The 17,904-nt window shown below is 49.7% G+C and carries 17 protein-coding genes and 1 pseudogene; 3 read left to right on the top strand and 15 right to left on the bottom strand.

Features of this window, described 5'->3' with window-relative positions:
* Window positions 1-27 precede the first annotated feature (27 nt).
* From IV433_RS04480 to IV433_RS04445, 8 genes and pseudogenes are all read right to left on the bottom strand, one after another.
* Window positions 28-798, bottom strand: coding sequence for an ABC transporter ATP-binding protein (locus tag IV433_RS04480; protein ID WP_195813512.1), 771 nt, complete (start codon window positions 796-798; stop codon window positions 28-30).
* Between the two features lie 25 nt (window positions 799-823).
* Window positions 824-1,690: an ABC transporter ATP-binding protein gene (locus IV433_RS04475; RefSeq protein ID WP_195813187.1), complete on the bottom strand. Its 867-nt coding sequence runs from the start codon at window positions 1,688-1,690 to the stop codon at window positions 824-826.
* Complete coding sequence (locus IV433_RS04470; protein WP_101078017.1) at window positions 1,662-2,567, bottom strand: ABC transporter permease; 906 nt, start codon at window positions 2,565-2,567, stop codon at window positions 1,662-1,664. Before IV433_RS04470 ends, IV433_RS04475 begins: the two co-directional genes overlap by 29 nt.
* Window positions 2,564-3,652, bottom strand: a complete 1,089-nt coding sequence (locus IV433_RS04465) for an ABC transporter permease (RefSeq protein ID WP_229893204.1) — start codon at window positions 3,650-3,652, stop codon at window positions 2,564-2,566. Before IV433_RS04465 ends, IV433_RS04470 begins: the two co-directional genes overlap by 4 nt.
* Window positions 3,649-5,187 (bottom strand): ABC transporter substrate-binding protein, encoded by a 1,539-nt coding sequence (locus IV433_RS04460; protein WP_229893246.1) that lies wholly within the window; start codon window positions 5,185-5,187, stop codon window positions 3,649-3,651. Before IV433_RS04460 ends, IV433_RS04465 begins: the two co-directional genes overlap by 4 nt.
* Before the next feature lie 156 nt (window positions 5,188-5,343).
* Window positions 5,344-5,883: pseudogene (locus IV433_RS04455) on the bottom strand (enolase C-terminal domain-like protein); the annotation flags it as partial.
* A gap of 375 nt (window positions 5,884-6,258) precedes the next feature.
* Window positions 6,259-6,651, bottom strand: a complete 393-nt coding sequence (locus IV433_RS04450; protein WP_195813185.1) for a HumD family translesion DNA polymerase — start codon at window positions 6,649-6,651, stop codon at window positions 6,259-6,261.
* Window positions 6,652-6,653: 2 nt separating this feature from the next.
* Window positions 6,654-6,893 carry a DNA polymerase V gene (locus tag IV433_RS04445; protein WP_195813184.1) on the bottom strand — a complete coding sequence of 80 codons (240 nt, stop codon included), beginning with the start codon at window positions 6,891-6,893 and terminating at the stop codon, window positions 6,654-6,656.
* A gap of 945 nt (window positions 6,894-7,838) precedes the next feature.
* Here IV433_RS04445 and IV433_RS04440 point away from each other — a divergent pair.
* Genes IV433_RS04440 through IV433_RS04430 form a run of 3 tightly spaced genes read left to right on the top strand, consistent with a single transcriptional unit; the run spans window position 7,839 to window position 11,246 of the window.
* Window positions 7,839-8,207, top strand: coding sequence for a GtrA family protein (locus tag IV433_RS04440; RefSeq protein WP_195813183.1), 369 nt, complete (start codon window positions 7,839-7,841; stop codon window positions 8,205-8,207).
* On the top strand, window positions 8,204-10,087 hold the full coding sequence (locus tag IV433_RS04435) for a hypothetical protein (protein WP_195813182.1): 1,884 nt from the start codon (window positions 8,204-8,206) through the stop codon (window positions 10,085-10,087). Before IV433_RS04440 ends, IV433_RS04435 begins: the two co-directional genes overlap by 4 nt.
* A 1-nt stretch (window position 10,088) precedes the next feature.
* Window positions 10,089-11,246, top strand: coding sequence for a glycosyltransferase family 2 protein (locus tag IV433_RS04430; RefSeq protein ID WP_229893203.1), 1,158 nt, complete (start codon window positions 10,089-10,091; stop codon window positions 11,244-11,246).
* A gap of 386 nt (window positions 11,247-11,632) precedes the next feature.
* Here the strand turns inward: IV433_RS04430 and IV433_RS04425 are convergent, their stop codons facing one another.
* From IV433_RS04425 to IV433_RS04395, 7 genes are read right to left on the bottom strand one after another with little or no spacing between them, the layout of a single operon-like run.
* Window positions 11,633-12,598 carry a hypothetical protein gene (locus tag IV433_RS04425; RefSeq protein WP_195813181.1) on the bottom strand — a complete coding sequence of 322 codons (966 nt, stop codon included), beginning with the start codon at window positions 12,596-12,598 and terminating at the stop codon, window positions 11,633-11,635.
* A gap of 51 nt (window positions 12,599-12,649) precedes the next feature.
* Window positions 12,650-13,246 (bottom strand): YmfQ family protein, encoded by a 597-nt coding sequence (locus tag IV433_RS04420; RefSeq protein ID WP_195813180.1) that lies wholly within the window; start codon window positions 13,244-13,246, stop codon window positions 12,650-12,652.
* Window positions 13,243-14,388, bottom strand: a complete 1,146-nt coding sequence (locus tag IV433_RS04415) for a baseplate J/gp47 family protein (protein WP_195813179.1) — start codon at window positions 14,386-14,388, stop codon at window positions 13,243-13,245. Before IV433_RS04415 ends, IV433_RS04420 begins: the two co-directional genes overlap by 4 nt.
* Before the next feature lie 3 nt (window positions 14,389-14,391).
* On the bottom strand, window positions 14,392-14,826 hold the full coding sequence (locus tag IV433_RS04410) for a phage GP46 family protein (protein ID WP_195813178.1): 435 nt from the start codon (window positions 14,824-14,826) through the stop codon (window positions 14,392-14,394).
* Window positions 14,823-15,407, bottom strand: coding sequence for a phage baseplate assembly protein domain-containing protein (locus tag IV433_RS04405; RefSeq protein ID WP_195813177.1), 585 nt, complete (start codon window positions 15,405-15,407; stop codon window positions 14,823-14,825). Before IV433_RS04405 ends, IV433_RS04410 begins: the two co-directional genes overlap by 4 nt.
* A complete protein-coding gene (locus tag IV433_RS04400) occupies window positions 15,404-16,465 on the bottom strand; it encodes a phage baseplate assembly protein (RefSeq protein ID WP_195813176.1) in 1,062 nt (353 codons plus the stop codon). The genes IV433_RS04405 and IV433_RS04400 overlap by 4 nt, the downstream gene beginning before the upstream one ends.
* Entirely contained in the window at window positions 16,462-17,868 is a 1,407-nt protein-coding gene (locus tag IV433_RS04395; protein ID WP_195813175.1) for a DNA circularization protein, read from the bottom strand. Before IV433_RS04395 ends, IV433_RS04400 begins: the two co-directional genes overlap by 4 nt.
* Window positions 17,869-17,904 lie beyond the last annotated feature (36 nt).

Genomic DNA, 17,904 nt, shown 5'->3' with positions numbered 1-17,904 from the left:
CCGTATAAAATAAAAGTCAGTGCTTTTTCACAACATCACTTTCGCCGCCATTTCGCGGCTGTAATCGCGGCTGGCGTCAACCAGAACGCGGGTGTAGTCGTCCTGAATATCGCCGCGCAGAAGTGCATCGGTTTCCAGCGTTTCGAGGATTTTGCCGTATTTCATCACCGCCACGCGCTGGCAGAGATGCGCGATAACGCCGAGATCGTGCGTGACCATCAGGTAGGTCAGCCCTTCTTCTTTTTGAAGATCGAACAACAAATTGAGGATTTCAGCCTGCACGGAAACATCCAGCGCCGAGGTCGGTTCGTCGAGCAGTAACACCCGCGGTTTGAGGATCAGCGCGCGGGCAATCGCCACGCGCTGGCGCTGTCCGCCGGAAAGCTGATGCGGATAGCGGCTGCGGAAGGCGCGGTTCAGCCCGACTTTTTCCAGGATAGCGTTGATGCGCGCATCGCGCTGATCGATGCGGTGAATTTGCAGCGGCTCTTCCAGAATATCGCCGATGGTATGCCGCGGATGCAGCGAACCGTACGGATCCTGAAACACCATTTGCACCAGACGGCAACGGTCGCGGCCAATCCGGTGTTCGAGTTGCTGCCCGTCGATTTCCAGCTCCCCTTTCCAGTGGGTAAACAGCCCCGCCAGGCATTTCAGAACGGTGGTTTTTCCCGAGCCGGATTCGCCGACCAGCCCGAAAATTTCCCCTTCACGCACGGCGATATTCACCTCCGTCAGCACCTGTGTGGTTTTCGCACCTTCACCAAACGTGAGGTTCAGGTTGCGGACGTCGATCATGGTTTTTTGAGACATTTCAGTTTCCTTAATCGGTCAGCCAGCTGGCCTGACGCTGCATCACCGGCAACGGATAACGGCGGTTATCCATGTCCGGCAGCGCATTCAGCAGACCGCGCGTGTACGGATGCTGCGCGTTATCCAGATCGGTGGCAGCGATGGATTCCACAATGCGTCCGGCGTACATCACCAGTACGCGGTCGCAGAAACTGCGCACCAGATTGATGTCGTGACTGATAAAAATCAGCCCCAGACCACGCGTTTTCACCAGATCGTCGAGCAGCGCCAGCACCTGTAAACGCACCGAAACGTCGAGCGCGGAGGTCGGTTCGTCGGCAATCACCATTTCGGGATCGGTGATCAGCATCATCGCAATCATGATGCGCTGCCCCTGCCCGCCGGAAATCTCGTGCGGATACAGGCCATACACGCGTTCCGGGTCACGGATCCGCACCACGTCGAGCATGTTCAGCACTTTGCTTTTGGCGTCTTTATGTGAGCATTTATGGTGCGAACGCCACGCTTCGGCAATCTGGTCGCCGACGCACAGCACCGGATTCAGCGAGTATTTCGGATCCTGCATAATCATGGAGATGCGCTTCCCGCGCACCTGCCGCATTTGTTTCGCGGTGGCGTTGCGCAAATCCACATCGGCGAACTGCATTTTGCTGGCCGTAATCTGCGCTTTCGACGGATGAAGGTGCAGCAACGCGCGTCCGACGGTGGATTTACCGGAGCCGGATTCACCGACGATCGCCAGTTTTTCGCGCCCGAGCTGGAAGGAAACGCCGCGGACCGCGTGCGTCACCAGACGACCATTCACAAAGCTGACATTAAGGTCGCGCACGTCAAGTAACGCCGGAACGTCAGTCATTTCGGGGATCGAGGATGTCACGTAGGCCATCTCCTAAGAAGTTGAACGCCAGGCTGTTAATCAGGATCGCCAGACCCGGGATCGTCGCCACCCACCAGCACTCCATCATGTAAGTACGGCCACTGGAAATCATCGCGCCCCACTCCGGATCCGGCGGCTGTGCGCCTAATCCGAGGAAGCCAAGTCCGGCGGCGGTCAGGATAATACCGGCCATATTCATGGTGATGCGGATGATCACCGACGGCAGGCACAGCGGCACAATGTGACGCCACAACACCCGCACCGGAGACGCGCCCTGCAAACGCACCGCAGAGATAAAATCTGCCTGACGCAGCGAGAGCGTTTCGGCGCGCGCCAGACGCGCAATCGGCGGCCAGGCGGTGAGCGTAATCGCGATCACCACATGCTCCAGCCCCGGCCCGAGCGCGGCGACAAAGGCCAGCGCCAGTACCAGACTCGGAAAGGAGATGAAAATATCGGTGACGCGCATCAGCACCATGTCCGTTTTGCCGCCAAAATATCCGGCAGTCACGCCGAGTAATAACCCGAGCGGCCCGACGGTGACAGACACCAGCAGCACGATGTAGAGCGTGATCCGCGAACCGTAAACCAGACGGCTGAAGATATCGCGGCCAAACTCGTCGGTACCAAACCAGTGCGCCGCCGACGGCGGGCTGAGCGCGTTATTTAAGTCCTGCACCAGCGGATGGAACGGCGCAATCCACGGAGCGAACAGCGCCACAATCATTAACACCAGAACAATCGCGCCACCGATGGCGGTCAGCGGATTGCACGCCATCTGCCAGAGAAAATGCCCGACGCGGCCAAACGCCCGTTTCACACGCTGGCGTTTTTCGTCGCCCGCGCTGAGCACCACAGAATCGAGGGAAATCGTCATACTTTTGTCCTCGGGTCAAAGACCTGATACAGCAGGTCAGAGAGCAGGTTCAGCACCACGAAAATCATACCGACCACCAGCACGCAGCCCATCACGGCGTTCATGTCGCCGAGCATCAGGCTGCTGGTGAGATAGGAACCGAAGCCCGGCCAGGAGAAGACGGTTTCGATCAGCACCGCGCCTTCCAGCAGTGAGCCGTAGGCCAGCGCGACCACGGTCAGCAGCTGAACCAGAATGTTGCGGAACGCGTGGTTCCACAGCACATCCCATTCGCTCAGCCCTTTGACGCGGGCGGTGATGATGAATTCCTGCGAGAGCTGCGCCAGCATAAAGCTGCGGGTCATGCGGCTGATGTAGGCCAGCGAGTGAAAACCGAGCAGCGACGCCGGCAGGATCAGGTGGTTCAGCGCGTTGCGGAACACGTCCCCATTTCCGGCGATCAGCGCGTCGATCAGCATAAAACCGCTGTGACGCGTAACCTGCCCGTCGAGGCTGAAATCCACGCGCCCCGCACCGCCGACCCAACCGAGCCAGGCGTAAAACACCAGTAATCCCATCATGCCGACCCAAAATATCGGCGTGGAATACCCGGCCAGGCTGATGATGCGCACCATATAATCGGCAATGCTGTTGCGTTTTGCCGCCGCCAGAACGCCCAGCGGAATGCCGACGCCCGCGCCGAGAATGATCGCCAGCGTCGCCAGTTCCATGGTGGCCGGGAATACGCGCAGAATGTCCTGCGTCACCGGTTTGCCGGTCAGCAGCGCGTTGCCTAAATCGCCGTGCGCCAGCCCGGAAAGGTAGATGCCAAACTGCGTCCACAGCGGTTTATCAAAACCAAGCTGATGATAAACCTGCAGATAAGTGCTGTGGTCGGCGTCCGGCCCGACAATTGCCAGCACCGGATCCACCGGCATCACGCGGCCAATGAAAAACGTCAGCAGCAGCAGGCCGAACAGCGTGACCGCCACCTGAATCAGCCGTTTGCCGATACGTCCGGCGGGAATGCCGGAATGCCAGGTCCGGGTTTGTGTGGGCTGTTTTTGCGTAGTATGAGTTTGCGTTGGCTGAGTTTGCGTAGTCATAACCCTTTACCTCCCGCCGGTTGAGCGTCAGCGGCATCATCTTTGTAGACGTCGCGCAGGAAAGTGGTTGCAGACGGGTGCGGCAGATAATTTTTCACATCCGTGCGCACCACGATGGAATCGACCATTTGCGAAACCGGCACCAGCGCCGGGATCAGCGCGTCGTAGCGTTCCTGAATCGCAAAGTAATCCTGCTTTTGCTTTTCAGGGTCGCGTTCGAGCAGGGCCTGATCGATATCCGTATTCAGCTGTTTGTCGTAGAAACCGGTGCGCCAGCCCTGAAAATTGGTGAGGCGCGCCGCATCGCTGTTGTCGGGGTTATAGACCAGCGAACGCAGGCTGGAATGCGGATGCGGTTCCACGCCGCTGCCACCGCGTCCGACCAGCATGGCGAACTTACGTTCACGCATCGCACCGTAGATCTGGTTGCCGGTGCCGGTAACGATTTTGGCGCGAATGCCCGCCTGCATCAGCGTGGACTGCACGGCAATCGCGATATTAAGGAATGGCTGGTCGGCCAGCACCCGCAGCGTGGTGTCAAAACCGTCCGGATATCCGGCTTCCGCCAGCAAGGCTCTGGCACGCGGAATGTCGAGTGTGTAGCCAGGATCCGGCAGCGTGGCGGGCATACCGACCTGAATCGGACGCTGATGCACAATACCGTAACCGGTCATGAGCGCTTTACCGATGCCCTGATAATCAATCAGATAGCGCACCGCTTCGCGCACTTTCGGGTTAGCGAAGTGCGGCTCTTTCATGCTCATCGCCACGTAATAAATGGTGCCCTTTTTCACCTGATCTACAACCATCGCCGGATCATGGCTGAGCGCGGTCACGTCGGACACCGCCATATTATTGGCAATATCCAGGTCGCCTTTTTCAATCATCAGGCGCAGGGTCTGGGATTCCTGAAAATGGCGGAACACCACGCGGGAAAGCCGCGGTTCGCCACGCCAGTACTGCGGATTACGACTCATGTTCAGCACATCTTTCGCCTGCCAGCTGTCGAGGCGGAACGGGCCGGAACCCGCTTCGTTGGTGGTCAGCCAGCGGTTGCCCCAGTCGCCGTTCACTTCGTGCGCCTGCACGGTTTTACTGTCGAGCGCCACCACGCTGCCGAGCGCGGCCAGCGAGTAAATCACCAGTTTCGGGTCGTTCGGTTTAGGCAGCCGGATTTCAACGGTATTAAGCGACGGCGCGCGCACCATTTCATCGACGTTCTTTTTGGTGAATCCGTAAGACTTCCACACCGACGCCTGCGCCAGATTCAGGTGCAGAATACGGCGCATCGACCACACCACATCGTCCGCGGTGACCGGATTGCCCGAGTGAAATTTCACGCCTTCGCGCAGGTGAAACGTAATCAGATTGCCGGCATCGTTGACCTCCCACGAGGTCGCCAGCGCCGGACGCACGTGGGTCAGTTGTTGCGGATCAAGCTCAATCAGCGGGTCATAAAGATTCACCACGATGCCGACAATGTCGTTGCCGGTCATCGCTGCGGGATCGAGCGTCAGCAGGTTATTCATGTTCATGCCGATGATCAGCTGGTCGGGCGGCGTTTTCGCCAGCGCCGGCCAGCAGCTCACCGACAACAGAAGCGCGAAAAACCACGCCCTGAGGGGTGTGCCAGAGTTCATGATGTACCTTCCGGGTAGAGTCAGAGGTTTATTATTTTTTCTGCCCGCAGGTCAGTCGCGGCTGACGGTATGGGTCTCTATGTATTCAAAATTGATGTCCTCTCCGAGGCCGGGACGGTTTGAAAGATGCACAAAACCCTGTTCATCCATCGGGTCAACGATACTGTTCAGGTAGGCGGCGGGTTCGTCATATTCAAGGAACGGATGCAACAGGCCGCGTTCGTACCAGCGGCAGTTGCGGATCGCACCGACCACCGCCAGGCTGGCCGCGCCGTTGCCGTGAACTTCGCAATCCATGCCGAACGCTTCAGCCAGGCTGGCAACTTTCATGCACGGCGAAATGCCGCCCACGCCGTTTGCACCGGCGCGCAGGATGTCGCACGCGCCCGCTTTCACCCAGTCCGCACGGCTGTGATGTTTGCCGCCCAGGCTTTCCGGGCCGATCACGTCGATTGACAGGTTTTCCGCCAGCCACGCGTAGGAGGCCATGCTCTCTTCTTCCATCGGCTCTTCAAACCACGCGAAGTTAAGTTTTTCCAGTGCCTTACCGATGGTCAGCGCCTGACTGCGGCTGTACCAGTGGTAGGCATTTTAGGGGCGTTTAACCAATTGTTTATTATGATTTTTATCCGCAATTACTCACAATAATGGTGAGCATGCGCCGACACGCATTCCTATGTATTCACACAGGAAAATTTTTGTTTTGCAGAAGGGATTACTGAAGGTTTTTCATTTCTAAGCGGAGGCAAGGCAGCATAATTATCGGGGGGGTTCAAATCCCCCCAGCTCCACCAATTAAGATAGGACAGTGCAGGGACAAACTCATATAAACCAGTAATTTATGGGTAAGGTTAGGACTGAGCACTGACACCATCTGGACAGAAAAGGATACGTAAAAGATACGCGGCTCCTTCTGTTGAGAGAACCTCCGTCACCAACGGAGGTTTTTTTTCGTCTGTTGAAAAGTTAGATGCAGGGGATGTCATCGAATTCATCCGTCGTTGCATCATTGATGATGTGGGTGACAACACCGACAATTATCGTTTCCTCTCCTTCCAGATCGCCGCCTTTAATTAGAGTTTCCATATCTGGCTGGTCCAGAGACTGCAATGACAGAGTTGGGTGAAGCCTCATGCGCTTCATGCAGAACTCACCACAAACAGTCGCAATAACGATACTGCCTTCCTGCGGTTTACGCGCCGCGTCTACCACCAGAATCGCATCTTTTTTGATACCGGCGCGCCAGCTGGTATCCCCAGCGCACATCAGATATTGACCAGGCCGGCTGAACCACTTACAGGCTTCATTCGGCGTCACACTTTTTTCAATGTAGTCGCCAGCAGGTGAAGGGAATCCCATAGTTAACGACCTCCGTTAGGGTTGTAGAGAGCGAACGTTCTGGCCTCGCCCTCTTCGGTCGACACGTCGTGAAACGTATTAACGTAGATTTCGATCCAGTGGTTCGCCTCGCGCAAATCCCAGCGCCAGTTTAGCTTCGCCAGCTCCGCTACAAAATCCTCAGTCGTGACGGTCCGGCGCCCTTTCTCGCTTTTCTTGATTGCCTGCTTAAAAGCAGCATCTATTTCGTATCTGCGCGGCATAACCCCTCCAAATAATACTGTCCATACATACAGTATAATCACTTACTGCACAGGTAGGAAAGTCAGTTAAGCGACAAATCTTTTATGCCGCTGATCAACAAGGGAAGAAATTTTTAAGGGGGGTTAGCTGGTGTGTACCTTTCCAATTTGACTCAAACGCTTCAATCTTCTTCACAACTGAAAGTTTCCTGATTATCGATACAGTAGCAACCAGGTGAAAGAAACAGTTTCACGCATGATCTAAAAGTAGTATTAAATTCTAATGGCTTTAACCATCAATAGAAGTAGTTTAACTGTCTGTAATTGAGTCATATTTCAAGTTCAGATTCCTAAGTCCGTGCAGAACAAAGTCCTAAGTCGGTAAATATAGCAGCTTCATCAAACCCGTAGCAGGATAAATTCCTTGCTTCCGAATGCATGCTGATAATTTATTTAATATGTTGTTTATGTTGTATATACTTGCTAATCATTATTCTTAGGTTGTGCAAGGTCTAGCCAATGCTCATACGTATAGAGGTTGCAGCGGAAATGATAGGAGTTAGCACAGGAGAGCTTCTTCATTACTTGACAAGGACAGGTGAAATCATGGGTATAAAATTACCAAAAGCGACCAACACAAATCGAGGTGGAGTTATGCCTCGCTACATGTTCGATATGGATGAATTCATAAAGTTTTCATTAAAAATCAATCAACTAAAATAAAAATACGTATTTTATTTAATTTGTGGATATATAGGCTGGATTTTTTTGGAAAAACACATTATAATCATCGCCTTAAAAACTTAAGGCTTAGAAAAGAACATATATTATCCACAATTTGAGCGCAGCGTTATTACTCAAGCTATTCAACAGCAAGCTTTTGAACTTCATCATGATTCATTCGTTTTAATTGTAATTTCTTTAATGCATTATGACAGTTAATGAACACACTAAATGGCATAAATTATGATTAAATTATTCAGTCGTTATCTCTCCATTGGAATTGTGAATACGCTGATACATTGGACTATATTCGCTTTAATTTTTTATATGGTTTATCCCTCGCAGGCCATATCTAATTTTATTGGTTTTATTGTTGCTGTAACATTTAGCTTCTTTGCAAATTCAAAATTCACCTTTAAAAAAAAAGCAACTGGTGTTAGGTATACACTTTTCGTAGCATTTATGGGATTTATAAGTTTAATATCAGGCATGACTGCTGATTACATTTCTCTACAGCCATTTATAACAATGGTCATCTTCTCTGGGATGAGTTTATTCGTAGGCTTTTTATATTCTAATTTCTTCGTTTTTAAGGATTCTAACGAAAAATGAAAAATGTTGACCAACTGAAGCTATCGTTTTTTTGTGTGCTGCTTGCGATATTTTCCTGCTACGTTTCTTATTATACTCCAATTAGTATATTTAACTCAGCGAGTTACGATGATGCTCATTTTATTAGTCAATCATATTATTTGCTAAATGGTAATTGGCTAGGTGAATACAATAATTTAACTCTAATCAAAGGCCCTGTATACTCATTTTTTTTGGCATTAACTACAATAACACATATACCTTTGCAAATTTTTCAGCAGGCTTTGTATTGTATTTCTGTCTTTCTATTAATATTAACCGTTAAAAAAAAGGTTAATGGTTTCTGGTTATACTACGTTATCCTTTTTGCATTACTTACATTAAACCCAGTTATGACTGCAGATCGTATAATAAGAGATTATTTATATACTTCTTTATTCATTTTTTTCGCTACTTCTTTATCAAAGATAAATGACACAACAGTTAAGAAAAATTTAGGTTGGATTTTTCTTTGCGGGACAAGTCTATTTATGTTTTGGTACACGCGTGAAGAGGGGATATGGATTGCCCCACTACTGTTAATCCCAATATTTTGCTTTTACAAAAGCAAAAGAAAGTTATCCCTTTTTATTAACTATATGCTAGTGATTTTTATTTTCTCATTACTTTCATTATCTGTTTCTATTGTAAACAAGATAACATATGGAACGTATTCAATTGTTGATTTTAAAGATAAAAATTTCAAAGGCGTAATTTCAAAACTAAGTAGCATTAGAGTTAATGAAAAAAAACCAGACCACGTGCCTGTTTCAGAATCACAAAGAGAATTGGCTTACTCAGTAAGCCCTCAATTATCTAAATTAAAAGAATATCTTGAATCTGATAATCAATGGAAATCAGCCAGTTGTAATGTCTATAAAGATGTATGCGGTGATTATGCGGGTGGATGGTTTATGTGGGCAGTGCGAAGTGCGACCGAATCCAAAGGATTTTACAGCTCTCCTGATTCTGCTGAAGGATTTTATAAGAAAATTAATATGGAAATAAGTAATGCATGTGATAATGGTAAAATAAGTTGCAAGCCGAGTATCATAAGCTATCTCCCTCCCCTACCTGATAATTTCATTGAGAAATACACATCAGCTTTTATTAGAGGAATGAGGGTGATCTTTCTTTTTGATACCATGAGCTTTTCCTCTGGATTTAGTACAGAGAGTTACTTCACAACTTTGCAAGAAGTTCAAGAAAAGCTAAATATAATTGAACGAACGCCGACTAAAAATGAAACTGAGCGGTTCTTGATTTCAGGGTGGTATATCAACACATATAATCCTGACGCATGGGTATGCATGAAAACAACTAAAGGCTGCCTCAGCCTTACTAGAAAAAACAGTAAAGATGTTGCAAACCATTTTTTTATGCCTGAAAAAACAGAATCTCGTTTTGTTGCATCTGGCGAAATTGGTAGTACTGAGTTTTGTGCAGGCAATAACCTTAAAGATTGCTTAAGTTTAGAAAAAATAGTAAATGAAGGCCCCTACACTCTAAATAATGGGATTTTTTATATAGACAAAGTCGAAAAGTACGATAACAAAAACACATTATCTCTAGAAATCAGAAGTGCTATTAGCCAAGTGATTAAGTATGTTAACCTAATTCTATTATTTGCCACCTTAACTTTGTTTATTATAAAGCCATTTGTTAAAAAGTTAGAGTTTAATGTTGATGTACTTTCAATAATGGTAATAGCAACTATGCTATGCCTATTTAGGTTAGCAATTCTTGCTCTTATTGATGTGACGTCATTTCCTGGTGTTGAGCAAATATATCTGCTCCCATGTTACCCGATAATAACTTTTGTTATATTTCTTGGGTCAGTATTTATTTTAAAAAGGAAGTAAGATGACAAAGCTAACAATTTTAATGCCATGCCTAAATGAGGCAGAAACTTTAAAAAAATGTATTGACAAGGCAAATAAATGGATTGAGTCGTCAAAGATTGATGCTGAGGTATTAATTTCAGATAATGGTAGTACCGATGGGTCTCAAGAAATTGCTAAATCCTTGGGAGCAAGAGTAGTAGATGCACCAGAAAAAGGGTACGGAGCAGCTCTGCACTATGGTTCAATGCAGGCAAAGGGAGATTACATTATTATGGGAGACTCTGATGACTCCTATGATTTCAGTCAATTGGATAATTTCATCGCAAAACTTGATGCTGGATATGATCTCGTGATGGGGAACAGATTTCTGGGAGGAATCGAACCAGGTGCTATGCCGTGGAAAAATAAGTATATAGGAAATCCTATCCTATCATGGATTGGTAGGGTACTTTTTCGTTGTCCCGCGAAAGATTTTCACTGCGGACTCCGAGGCTTTAGCAAAAAAGCGTTTCTTGGAATGGATTTAAGAACTACTGGCATGGAGTTTGCGTCCGAAATGGTAATTAAAGCAAACTTGATGGGAATGCGAATTTGTGAGGTTCCCACTACCTTATCAAAAGATGGACGTTCTCGCCCACCACATCTTCGACCATGGCAAGACGGCTGGAGACACCTTAGATTTATGATGATTTTTAGTCCGAGATGGTTATTCATCTATCCTGGATTAAGCCTATTCTTTATAAGCATGGCTTGTTATTTTTCTTTACTGTTTGGACCAGTTTCATTTAATGGTGTGACCTTTGACATACATACCATGCTATATGCGCAAACTGGGGGTATGATTGGGCTAATTTCATGTTGCTTTGGGTTACTAATACGTATGTTTGGCATTAGGGAAGGCTTGTTACCTAATCATGGATTAATGGATACAGTTCAATCGAAAGCAGTGCTTGAGATAGGATGCATACTTTCTATTATATTGATAATAGTTGGTGTTTACATCGGCATGGACACTTTAGATTTCTGGGCAAATAACTCATTTGGTGATATTACTTATGGCATACTTTTAAGAAAAATAAGCTTATCAACAATGATTATGATGACCGGCTTTATGATGTTCTTTATGTCTTTAACTGCTGGATTCCTATCACTCCCCCTTAAGCGCTCAAGTAAATAGACTCTTGAGTAGAGGATCTCATAATATGAGCTCCTCTACTCAATTAAATTCAACCTAAGAAAAATCATTTTTATTCGATGTAATTAATATCTTAAAACAAACACCCTTAGAATTTTTAGATCAAATGTAAGGTGAGCTAAAATTTCATTGCTGCCTAAAATGAACATTTTTTACAATCCTTTTAAAAAGTAGCTATTCGTCAACTTGTACCATTCCATACTGCATTCTATATTTTGTCATTAGTGTGTAGTAGTCATGATAAATCTGGTCTGATGACTGCACCGTTATCACTGTTCCAAAATCCTGTGTTTCAGGGTCCCATGGTCCGAAATAGGTAACAATTTTGGTCTGATCTTCATTTAAAACCACATAGATTGTTGTGCTCATTAGATTGAGTATCCTGTGATGTTTACAGCATATGGAAATGATGACGAAGTGCTTGCAAAAGCTTCCAAATACAATTTTTGCGGGCTTGTAATCGGAATTTTGCTAAGTGGGAACGTTTGCCCGATACCGCCAGCGGCGATGGCAGAAGCATTAGTTGCACAGCGAACCCCTTGGCCGATAACTGGAAGACTTAGGATCCATATTTCGGCGGTTTGATTTGCCTGTGCAGTCACGGTCCCATATCCTGAAATTGTTTTGGCGTTAACAGGAAATGCAGCCGAGGCGAAAGTAATTACAGCGGGCGTTGTTGTAGCGGCTGAAGTTGAAATAGCCGAAAGACTGGTTGTATATATATCTCTATCAATCTGATATCCCGCAGTCAACTGAGATGATGAAACCAACCACGTGCTGACCAATGCCGATGCAGTGTAGCCGGATGGCATATTTGAACCGGAATAAATTGAGCCTGCGGATGTTCCGGTTAGTGTGGCCAGTAATGCAGAAGCCCCTGTCGTGGGGTTATAAATGGCGTAGATAGCAATATATCCACTAGTTACTGTTCCTGTATCCATTCCTCCGGCACCAGTAGTCGCAAGATTGATCGTCTTGCTGAATGAAGAAAGCCGGTATTGAAATCCACCAAGTGCTGTCTCAATAATGATTTCGTCTGCTGTGAACGTTGCTGTTGCAGACGCGGTTGGTATCGACATTTTCCCGTTTCTCATGTCCCCCACTAAACCAGCCGTACCCTGGCTGATAAAGGATTTTAATGCCGCCAGGACCTGTGCGTCGTTTGCAGGAGAAAGCGCCATGCCTGCCCCCGTCACAACATTTGCTAATTCCCGCTGCACCGTATTCATCCATGCCGCATCAAGGATAGTGGGTGGTGTTCCAGCGGCCACATTGCCATTCGTCCACTCACCATTAACATCTGCGGTTGACGTAATACTCCCAATTTTTTGCATAGAAATTCCCTCGCCAGTGAAGGCGCTTAGAGTTTGCCAGGAAAATGTTATTTAGCTGGCATAACCAAATTTAACGATCGTGTGTGATGGAGCCAGTTTTGTTAGCCGGCATTCAAGACGTTTATTTCCCCATGACCGTAAGGGATCACCGGCGTAAGACTGACCTGCCTGTGCGTAAGTAATTGTGGTTTGTGGGGCTGTAACCAGCCAGGTAAAGGGCCAGTCATCGCCATTCAGCGCATCGCCACATACAGACATGCCAGCCCTTGCCTGACGATAAAAAGTAATCGAAATTGTATATCCCAGCGCTTTGGCCACACCAATAAAATAGGCGGCTGATTGCCCTCCCGTACTGAACAGCTTAGAAACAATCGATTTTTGTCGGATTGCAATGCTGTCAATCTCACCAATCGCGCAATCATCTGGCAGGCCTAACGTTTTTTCCCAGTCGGTCAACATGATTGTTGTTGTCGCTGGAAATGCGCCTGTCAACAACGATTCCGCCGCTTGATCGCTTTGTTGATATGACTGAGCCAGCGCGCGCATAACAGCGCTCTGGACACCATCAGCCTTGCGCGTCCACACCAAACCGGTCGGTAATAAGTTTTGCAGCGCTGACGTGTAGTCTTCTAAAGTAAACCGGCTCATGTGTAGGTCACCGTACCTCTTACGGGCAACTGGCCCGTTGAAGTAGTAATATTTGCCGATGGGGATGTCAGAATGAAGCCACCTGTTCCGCTTACATTACTGATGGCAACCAACAAGTCAGAAAGATAAATCGTGGCCCCCTGCGGGTTACCAGACTCGAACAGTACCCCGTCAATGGCTGCGGAAATTGCGGCCGTTGTAGTGCTGTCAGCCGACGCCAGGCCACTTATCGTAAAATTAATGGTCGTTTTAATCGGCGAACAGACGTACACCAGTGCGGTGACTGGCTGAATAGGGTAGATATAATCAGCCACTCTTTTCTGATCTCCGGTTGCCTTCGTTCCTGACCAGCTGTCAAGCGAAGAAATACCGTCACTGCCTGCGGGAAAGCCATTGTTTGACGTATCAGTCCCGTCAATCATGATGTACACACCCACTGTGCCGGCCCCCATCAACCGGCGCACGGTCCATGCCCGCGTTACGCCCGATACGGCAAGCGCCCAGGATTCGTAATCATCATCGTTTCCGCCCTGAGGCGTATTCTGATAGGCCAGCAGTGTACGCGACCGGAAAGCATCTTCAGTTTCGATATCTGCGCCGTCAGTAATGGCGGTACTGATGGTCGCCGTCGAATCAACACCTGAAATACTGACATCCAGCGTCAGTTGGGTGCCTGCCGGGGTATTCCCAGCATCGCCGCCGCCCGTCGGGTCGTCATTAGGATCAGGAAGCACCGCGGTGATTGCGCCAGTTGCTGTGCCCGCCGGTCCGATAGCGATCTCCGCATCTGTCGTATACTGGTAACCATCCCCCCGGTTTAATACCGTCCCCGCCGGAAGAGTTGCCCCTGTTGAGCCGGTGAAAATGGTAGCGTTATTTGTCCCGACGTTGGCTGCTTTTTGCGTCACACTTTTTAACGCAGCCCATCCCGCCAGATTCTCATCCGTCGCACTCCATGGCACTGACTGCTTCGCTATCCAGTCAAGATAGCCATAATGGAGATAAGCCAGCCCCGCATCTGCCGTTCCGATAATGTTCAGATTAGAAAACCGTAACGGCGTGCCTGTCCCTTTTAATTCTGATTCAATCGCGGCGAGATTTCGCGCGCGCAGCTCGGTGAGCGTTGGCCGGTTGTATGGCATCGGTTAAGACTCCCAGACCCAGAAATAACGCTTTGACACCGCGTCCTGTCCTGGCTTTTGGTAGGTGATAAAAAGGTTAAGGCGGTTCGGATACACGATTTGTGTGACGGGAGAAATACTGGAGACCACACCGTCATCGGTAAGCCACTTCAGCGCCTCGGCGGCAAAATCCTGCGCTTTGTTTGCAACAACCAGCGTCAGTTTCTGACGGCGCAACAACCAGAGGCGTGACCCAATGGGATAATCCTGATCCTGATCGCCCCACCACCCGCGGCGGTTATCGCCATCGTATTCGTCATCTTCCCGCGCCAGCCGGTCAGTAAAGAGGCTGATTAGAATGGCCGTCTCGAGGTCGTCGCCCGACTGCAGGTCTCCGGATGCCTCAGCCCAGTCGCCGATGGATTGTTCAGCATTCCAGAGTGTTGTGATGTCCGTCATTGAACCTGCTCTCCCGGTTTTTCACTGGTTGGTGATGAGCTGCCGCTCTGCACGTTTTTCACCATGTGATCGTGATTGTTGTAGGTATCGCGCAAGTCTTTTAGGGTGGTCGAGTTACTCCCCGCGTTATCAATGATATCGCCGGAACACTTCAAAACAGGGGTATCTGCAAAAATCTCTTCTGAAGCAACGATGGTGACGGTGGTTGAATTAATGACTTTGACGGACTGACCGTTTGCATCAATTTCTATTCCCGCTTCAGTGAGTTTGATGTGCTGCCCCCACTGGTCATAAATGATGGTTTCACCCGGACTCAGGCCGGTTTTGCGGCTGCCTTTATGACCGGAGGCAATCACCACCGCGTTCGACCGGTCGCCCGAAAGGTAGGCGATCAGCACATCGGCACCATCCGGCAATGAAGAGGAGAAACCGAACTCCATCAGGCGCGGCGTATCGCTGCGCACTTCCAGCGGCGTCTGATACTGCACTTTCTGGATCCCACCATCATCATTCGTCAGCGATACGCTGCCCACGCCGAGCATCATCATCGCCCGGCGGTAAAGCGTGTTGAGCATCGTCATCTGTTCAGCTCCTGAATGACGTTGTAGAAACGATATGGCTGAACCGAGAATGCCGCCGGCGGCATCAGTACCATCTGCGCCACCGTGCCCTGGTCATCTTTGATAAAAGTGACTTCCGCCAGCAGCCACAGCACGTCATTGATGCCCATCTTGGGGATATTAACGGGGATCAGGGTGTTGGGCTCCCACAGCTTGCCTGCGCTGTCGCGCCAGTTATCAATGGTGACCTGCAGAACCTTAGAGCGGCCATAACGCCGGTTCATTTCCCAGTCAATCGCCTGCTGCGCCAGCTCGGTGGTGTTCATAGTGCTTTCGACAATGATGATCCGGTTCCTGTATCGCATTTTGGCAACGTCCGGATCATTCGCAGTGGCTTTAGTCACTGCACCATAACCGCTGTCATCGACCAACGGGTTAACCGTCATTGAGACACCGGTGTATTCCGAAAACCGCTCGTCCATCGAGGTCTCGTAGGCCGCCGCTTCAATGTTGATACCCTGTGCAACGCCGCTGGCAGCTTTTCGGGTACCGACGCGGGTCAGGTAGAGACTGCCGTCCGGCAGGTCATAGTAGAGAAGCGCCGCCCAACGCGTGATACGGTCAATGATTTCCTGCGAGCTTTCTCCCCAGTTCAGCGTGAACTGAGGGACATTTTGCATATCAGTCACGTCGCTCGACACGGTGATCCCATAGGGTGCAGCCAGACGCTGCGCAATCTGCAACGGGGTAGCGCCAGTGATCACGTTGTTATCCCATTTGGCGGAGCAGTCCACCAGGTCTTCGCACTTGCTGCGCCCCGTTGCCCGGACTTCGTGCCTCGAGGCGGAAATCATCGGCGCCCACCGGTCGATGTAGCCGGTAATGACCGTATCGCTCCCGAGTTTTACCACACAGGCATCGCCTTCTTTGACCAGTTGCTGACCATCACTGCCGGGAAATTCATCCATCAGCGAAAGGTCAAAATCGCTGGGAAGGTGGTCGATGCTTCGGGTTACGCGGACAGAGTCCCAGCCGGAAAGCACCTTGCCACCAACGGTTAACGTCATTTCATCGTTCATGAAGAAAGCGCCCTGAAAGAAAGCGGCATAAATGCCGGATGAACTGGATCGGCCATTTTTACCAGTCCTTCGGTTCGGCTCGCATCCTGATACAACCTGTTTGCCAGGTTAAGCGCAGGAAGCGCTGCGCTGAACGTCACGGTGGACACGTTCGCCAGCTGCGCCCCTTTCTCCTGAAACGTCGTTTTGACCTTTGTTTTAAGATCGGACATCTCACTGAAAACATCGTCATAACCGGCATCAGCCGCCGCCAGAGACACTGTATCGATGACGCTGACCACGCGCTGAAGAAGTTCAGCAGCATCGTCATAGCTTACGGGCTCGTAAAGAGAAGCCGCATAGGCCATTGCGCCAGCACTTAGCGTGATAAGGTAAATTTGTGCCGCCGAAGCAATGCTGCTGTCGCTGCTGTCCGGCCGGTAAGTGGTATCCGTGAACGCCGCCAACGTTTCAAACAGGCGAACCAGATCCAATCCTTTGGCCTCACTCGACAGTAATGCATTGATCACATCCTGCGCGCCACTGGCATATGCCGCGACGCTGACTGATGCCAGTAGGCTGGCTGTTACATCCTGAACTTCTGCCCGGTTTTCGACTGATGCCGCCATTTTTTGTGAAACCAGAAGGTCGTAATTATTCGTGTCTGCCGTCGTCGTCGTGGTATTTGTCGCGCCCGAGGTATTTCCGCCAACATCGCCAGTGTTGTAACGCCCGTAACGGGTGCTGCCGAACGTGGATTTCAGCGTATTACTGAGATTTGTCGCCTCATTTGCCGTGCAGGTCACCATACTGGTCCAGAATGAAACCGTGCTTTTAAGCGTTTTTATTGCCTGCGTCACCGTGCGTAAATCGGAATTGACTTCAGCAATAAACGTGGCTGCCGTTTTCGCCGCCAGCGCCAGCCAGGACGTCTGAACCGTTGAAGCAGCTGAGACCGCGCCGGTCACAGCAAAAACCCGAAGACCGGACTCAATGACAGTGAGAGAGAATTCAAAGACGCGTTCTGAATCTTTGCTTTCCCGCAGTTTCAGCCCGCCGTCAGGGATACTGACCGTCAACTCGCCCAGCGTAGGATGCACCAGCGTGCCAGCGCCCGCGCTTTCACAGGCGGCGATAAGATTATCCCGCTGAGTCATGACATCCGCAGCGTTGTAGACCGGGCTGGACTGGATAATGAATCCGTTTAAGGTCAGACGGCGGGTAGAACGCCCCAAATCTTCGACCCAGACTGTATCGCGATAGGGGTATTCATGGACGGCCTGCCGGCGGCCAAAATTGCCATCCGCATCAATAATTGCAAAGGGCACGCCGCGAAATGACGCCGGATGAATATGATCCTGCCAGTTCCAGCTGTCGCCCGAAAATCCTAACAGCGAAGACAGCGCGTTTTGTAACAGTGGCATCCTGTCCTCCAGAAAGAGAAAACCCGCCGAAGCGGG

Source organism: Rahnella laticis, from assembly GCF_015644585.1.
GTDB lineage: Bacteria > Pseudomonadota > Gammaproteobacteria > Enterobacterales > Enterobacteriaceae > Rahnella > Rahnella laticis.
Note: the sequence above shows the minus strand (reverse complement) of the source record. Positions and strands in the feature narration are given on the sequence as shown.

Bases quoted from the DNA above. Each gene is read 5' to 3' on its own strand.
- IV433_RS04480 (WP_195813512.1), bottom strand. From the start codon at position 798: ATGATCGACGTCCGCAACCTGAACCTCACGTTTGGTGAAGGTGCGAAA.
- IV433_RS04470 (WP_101078017.1), bottom strand. From the start codon at position 2,567: ATGACGATTTCCCTCGATTCTGTGGTGCTCAGCGCGGGCGACGAAAAA.
- IV433_RS04465 (WP_229893204.1), bottom strand. From the start codon at position 3,652: ATGACTACGCAAACTCAGCCAACGCAAACTCATACTACGCAAAAACAG.
- IV433_RS04460 (WP_229893246.1), bottom strand. From the start codon at position 5,187: ATGAACATGAATAACCTGCTGACGCTCGATCCCGCAGCGATGACCGGC.
- IV433_RS04450 (WP_195813185.1), bottom strand. From the start codon at position 6,651: ATGGGATTCCCTTCACCTGCTGGCGACTACATTGAAAAAAGTGTGACG.
- IV433_RS04445 (WP_195813184.1), bottom strand. From the start codon at position 6,893: ATGCCGCGCAGATACGAAATAGATGCTGCTTTTAAGCAGGCAATCAAG.
- IV433_RS04440 (WP_195813183.1), top strand. From the start codon at position 7,839: ATGATTAAATTATTCAGTCGTTATCTCTCCATTGGAATTGTGAATACG.
- IV433_RS04435 (WP_195813182.1), top strand. From the start codon at position 8,204: ATGAAAAATGTTGACCAACTGAAGCTATCGTTTTTTTGTGTGCTGCTT.
- IV433_RS04430 (WP_229893203.1), top strand. From the start codon at position 10,089: ATGACAAAGCTAACAATTTTAATGCCATGCCTAAATGAGGCAGAAACT.
- IV433_RS04425 (WP_195813181.1), bottom strand. From the start codon at position 12,598: ATGCAAAAAATTGGGAGTATTACGTCAACCGCAGATGTTAATGGTGAG.
- IV433_RS04420 (WP_195813180.1), bottom strand. From the start codon at position 13,246: ATGAGCCGGTTTACTTTAGAAGACTACACGTCAGCGCTGCAAAACTTA.
- IV433_RS04415 (WP_195813179.1), bottom strand. From the start codon at position 14,388: ATGCCATACAACCGGCCAACGCTCACCGAGCTGCGCGCGCGAAATCTC.
- IV433_RS04410 (WP_195813178.1), bottom strand. From the start codon at position 14,826: ATGACGGACATCACAACACTCTGGAATGCTGAACAATCCATCGGCGAC.
- IV433_RS04405 (WP_195813177.1), bottom strand. From the start codon at position 15,407: ATGACGATGCTCAACACGCTTTACCGCCGGGCGATGATGATGCTCGGC.
- IV433_RS04400 (WP_195813176.1), bottom strand. From the start codon at position 16,465: ATGAACGATGAAATGACGTTAACCGTTGGTGGCAAGGTGCTTTCCGGC.
- IV433_RS04395 (WP_195813175.1), bottom strand. From the start codon at position 17,868: ATGCCACTGTTACAAAACGCGCTGTCTTCGCTGTTAGGATTTTCGGGC.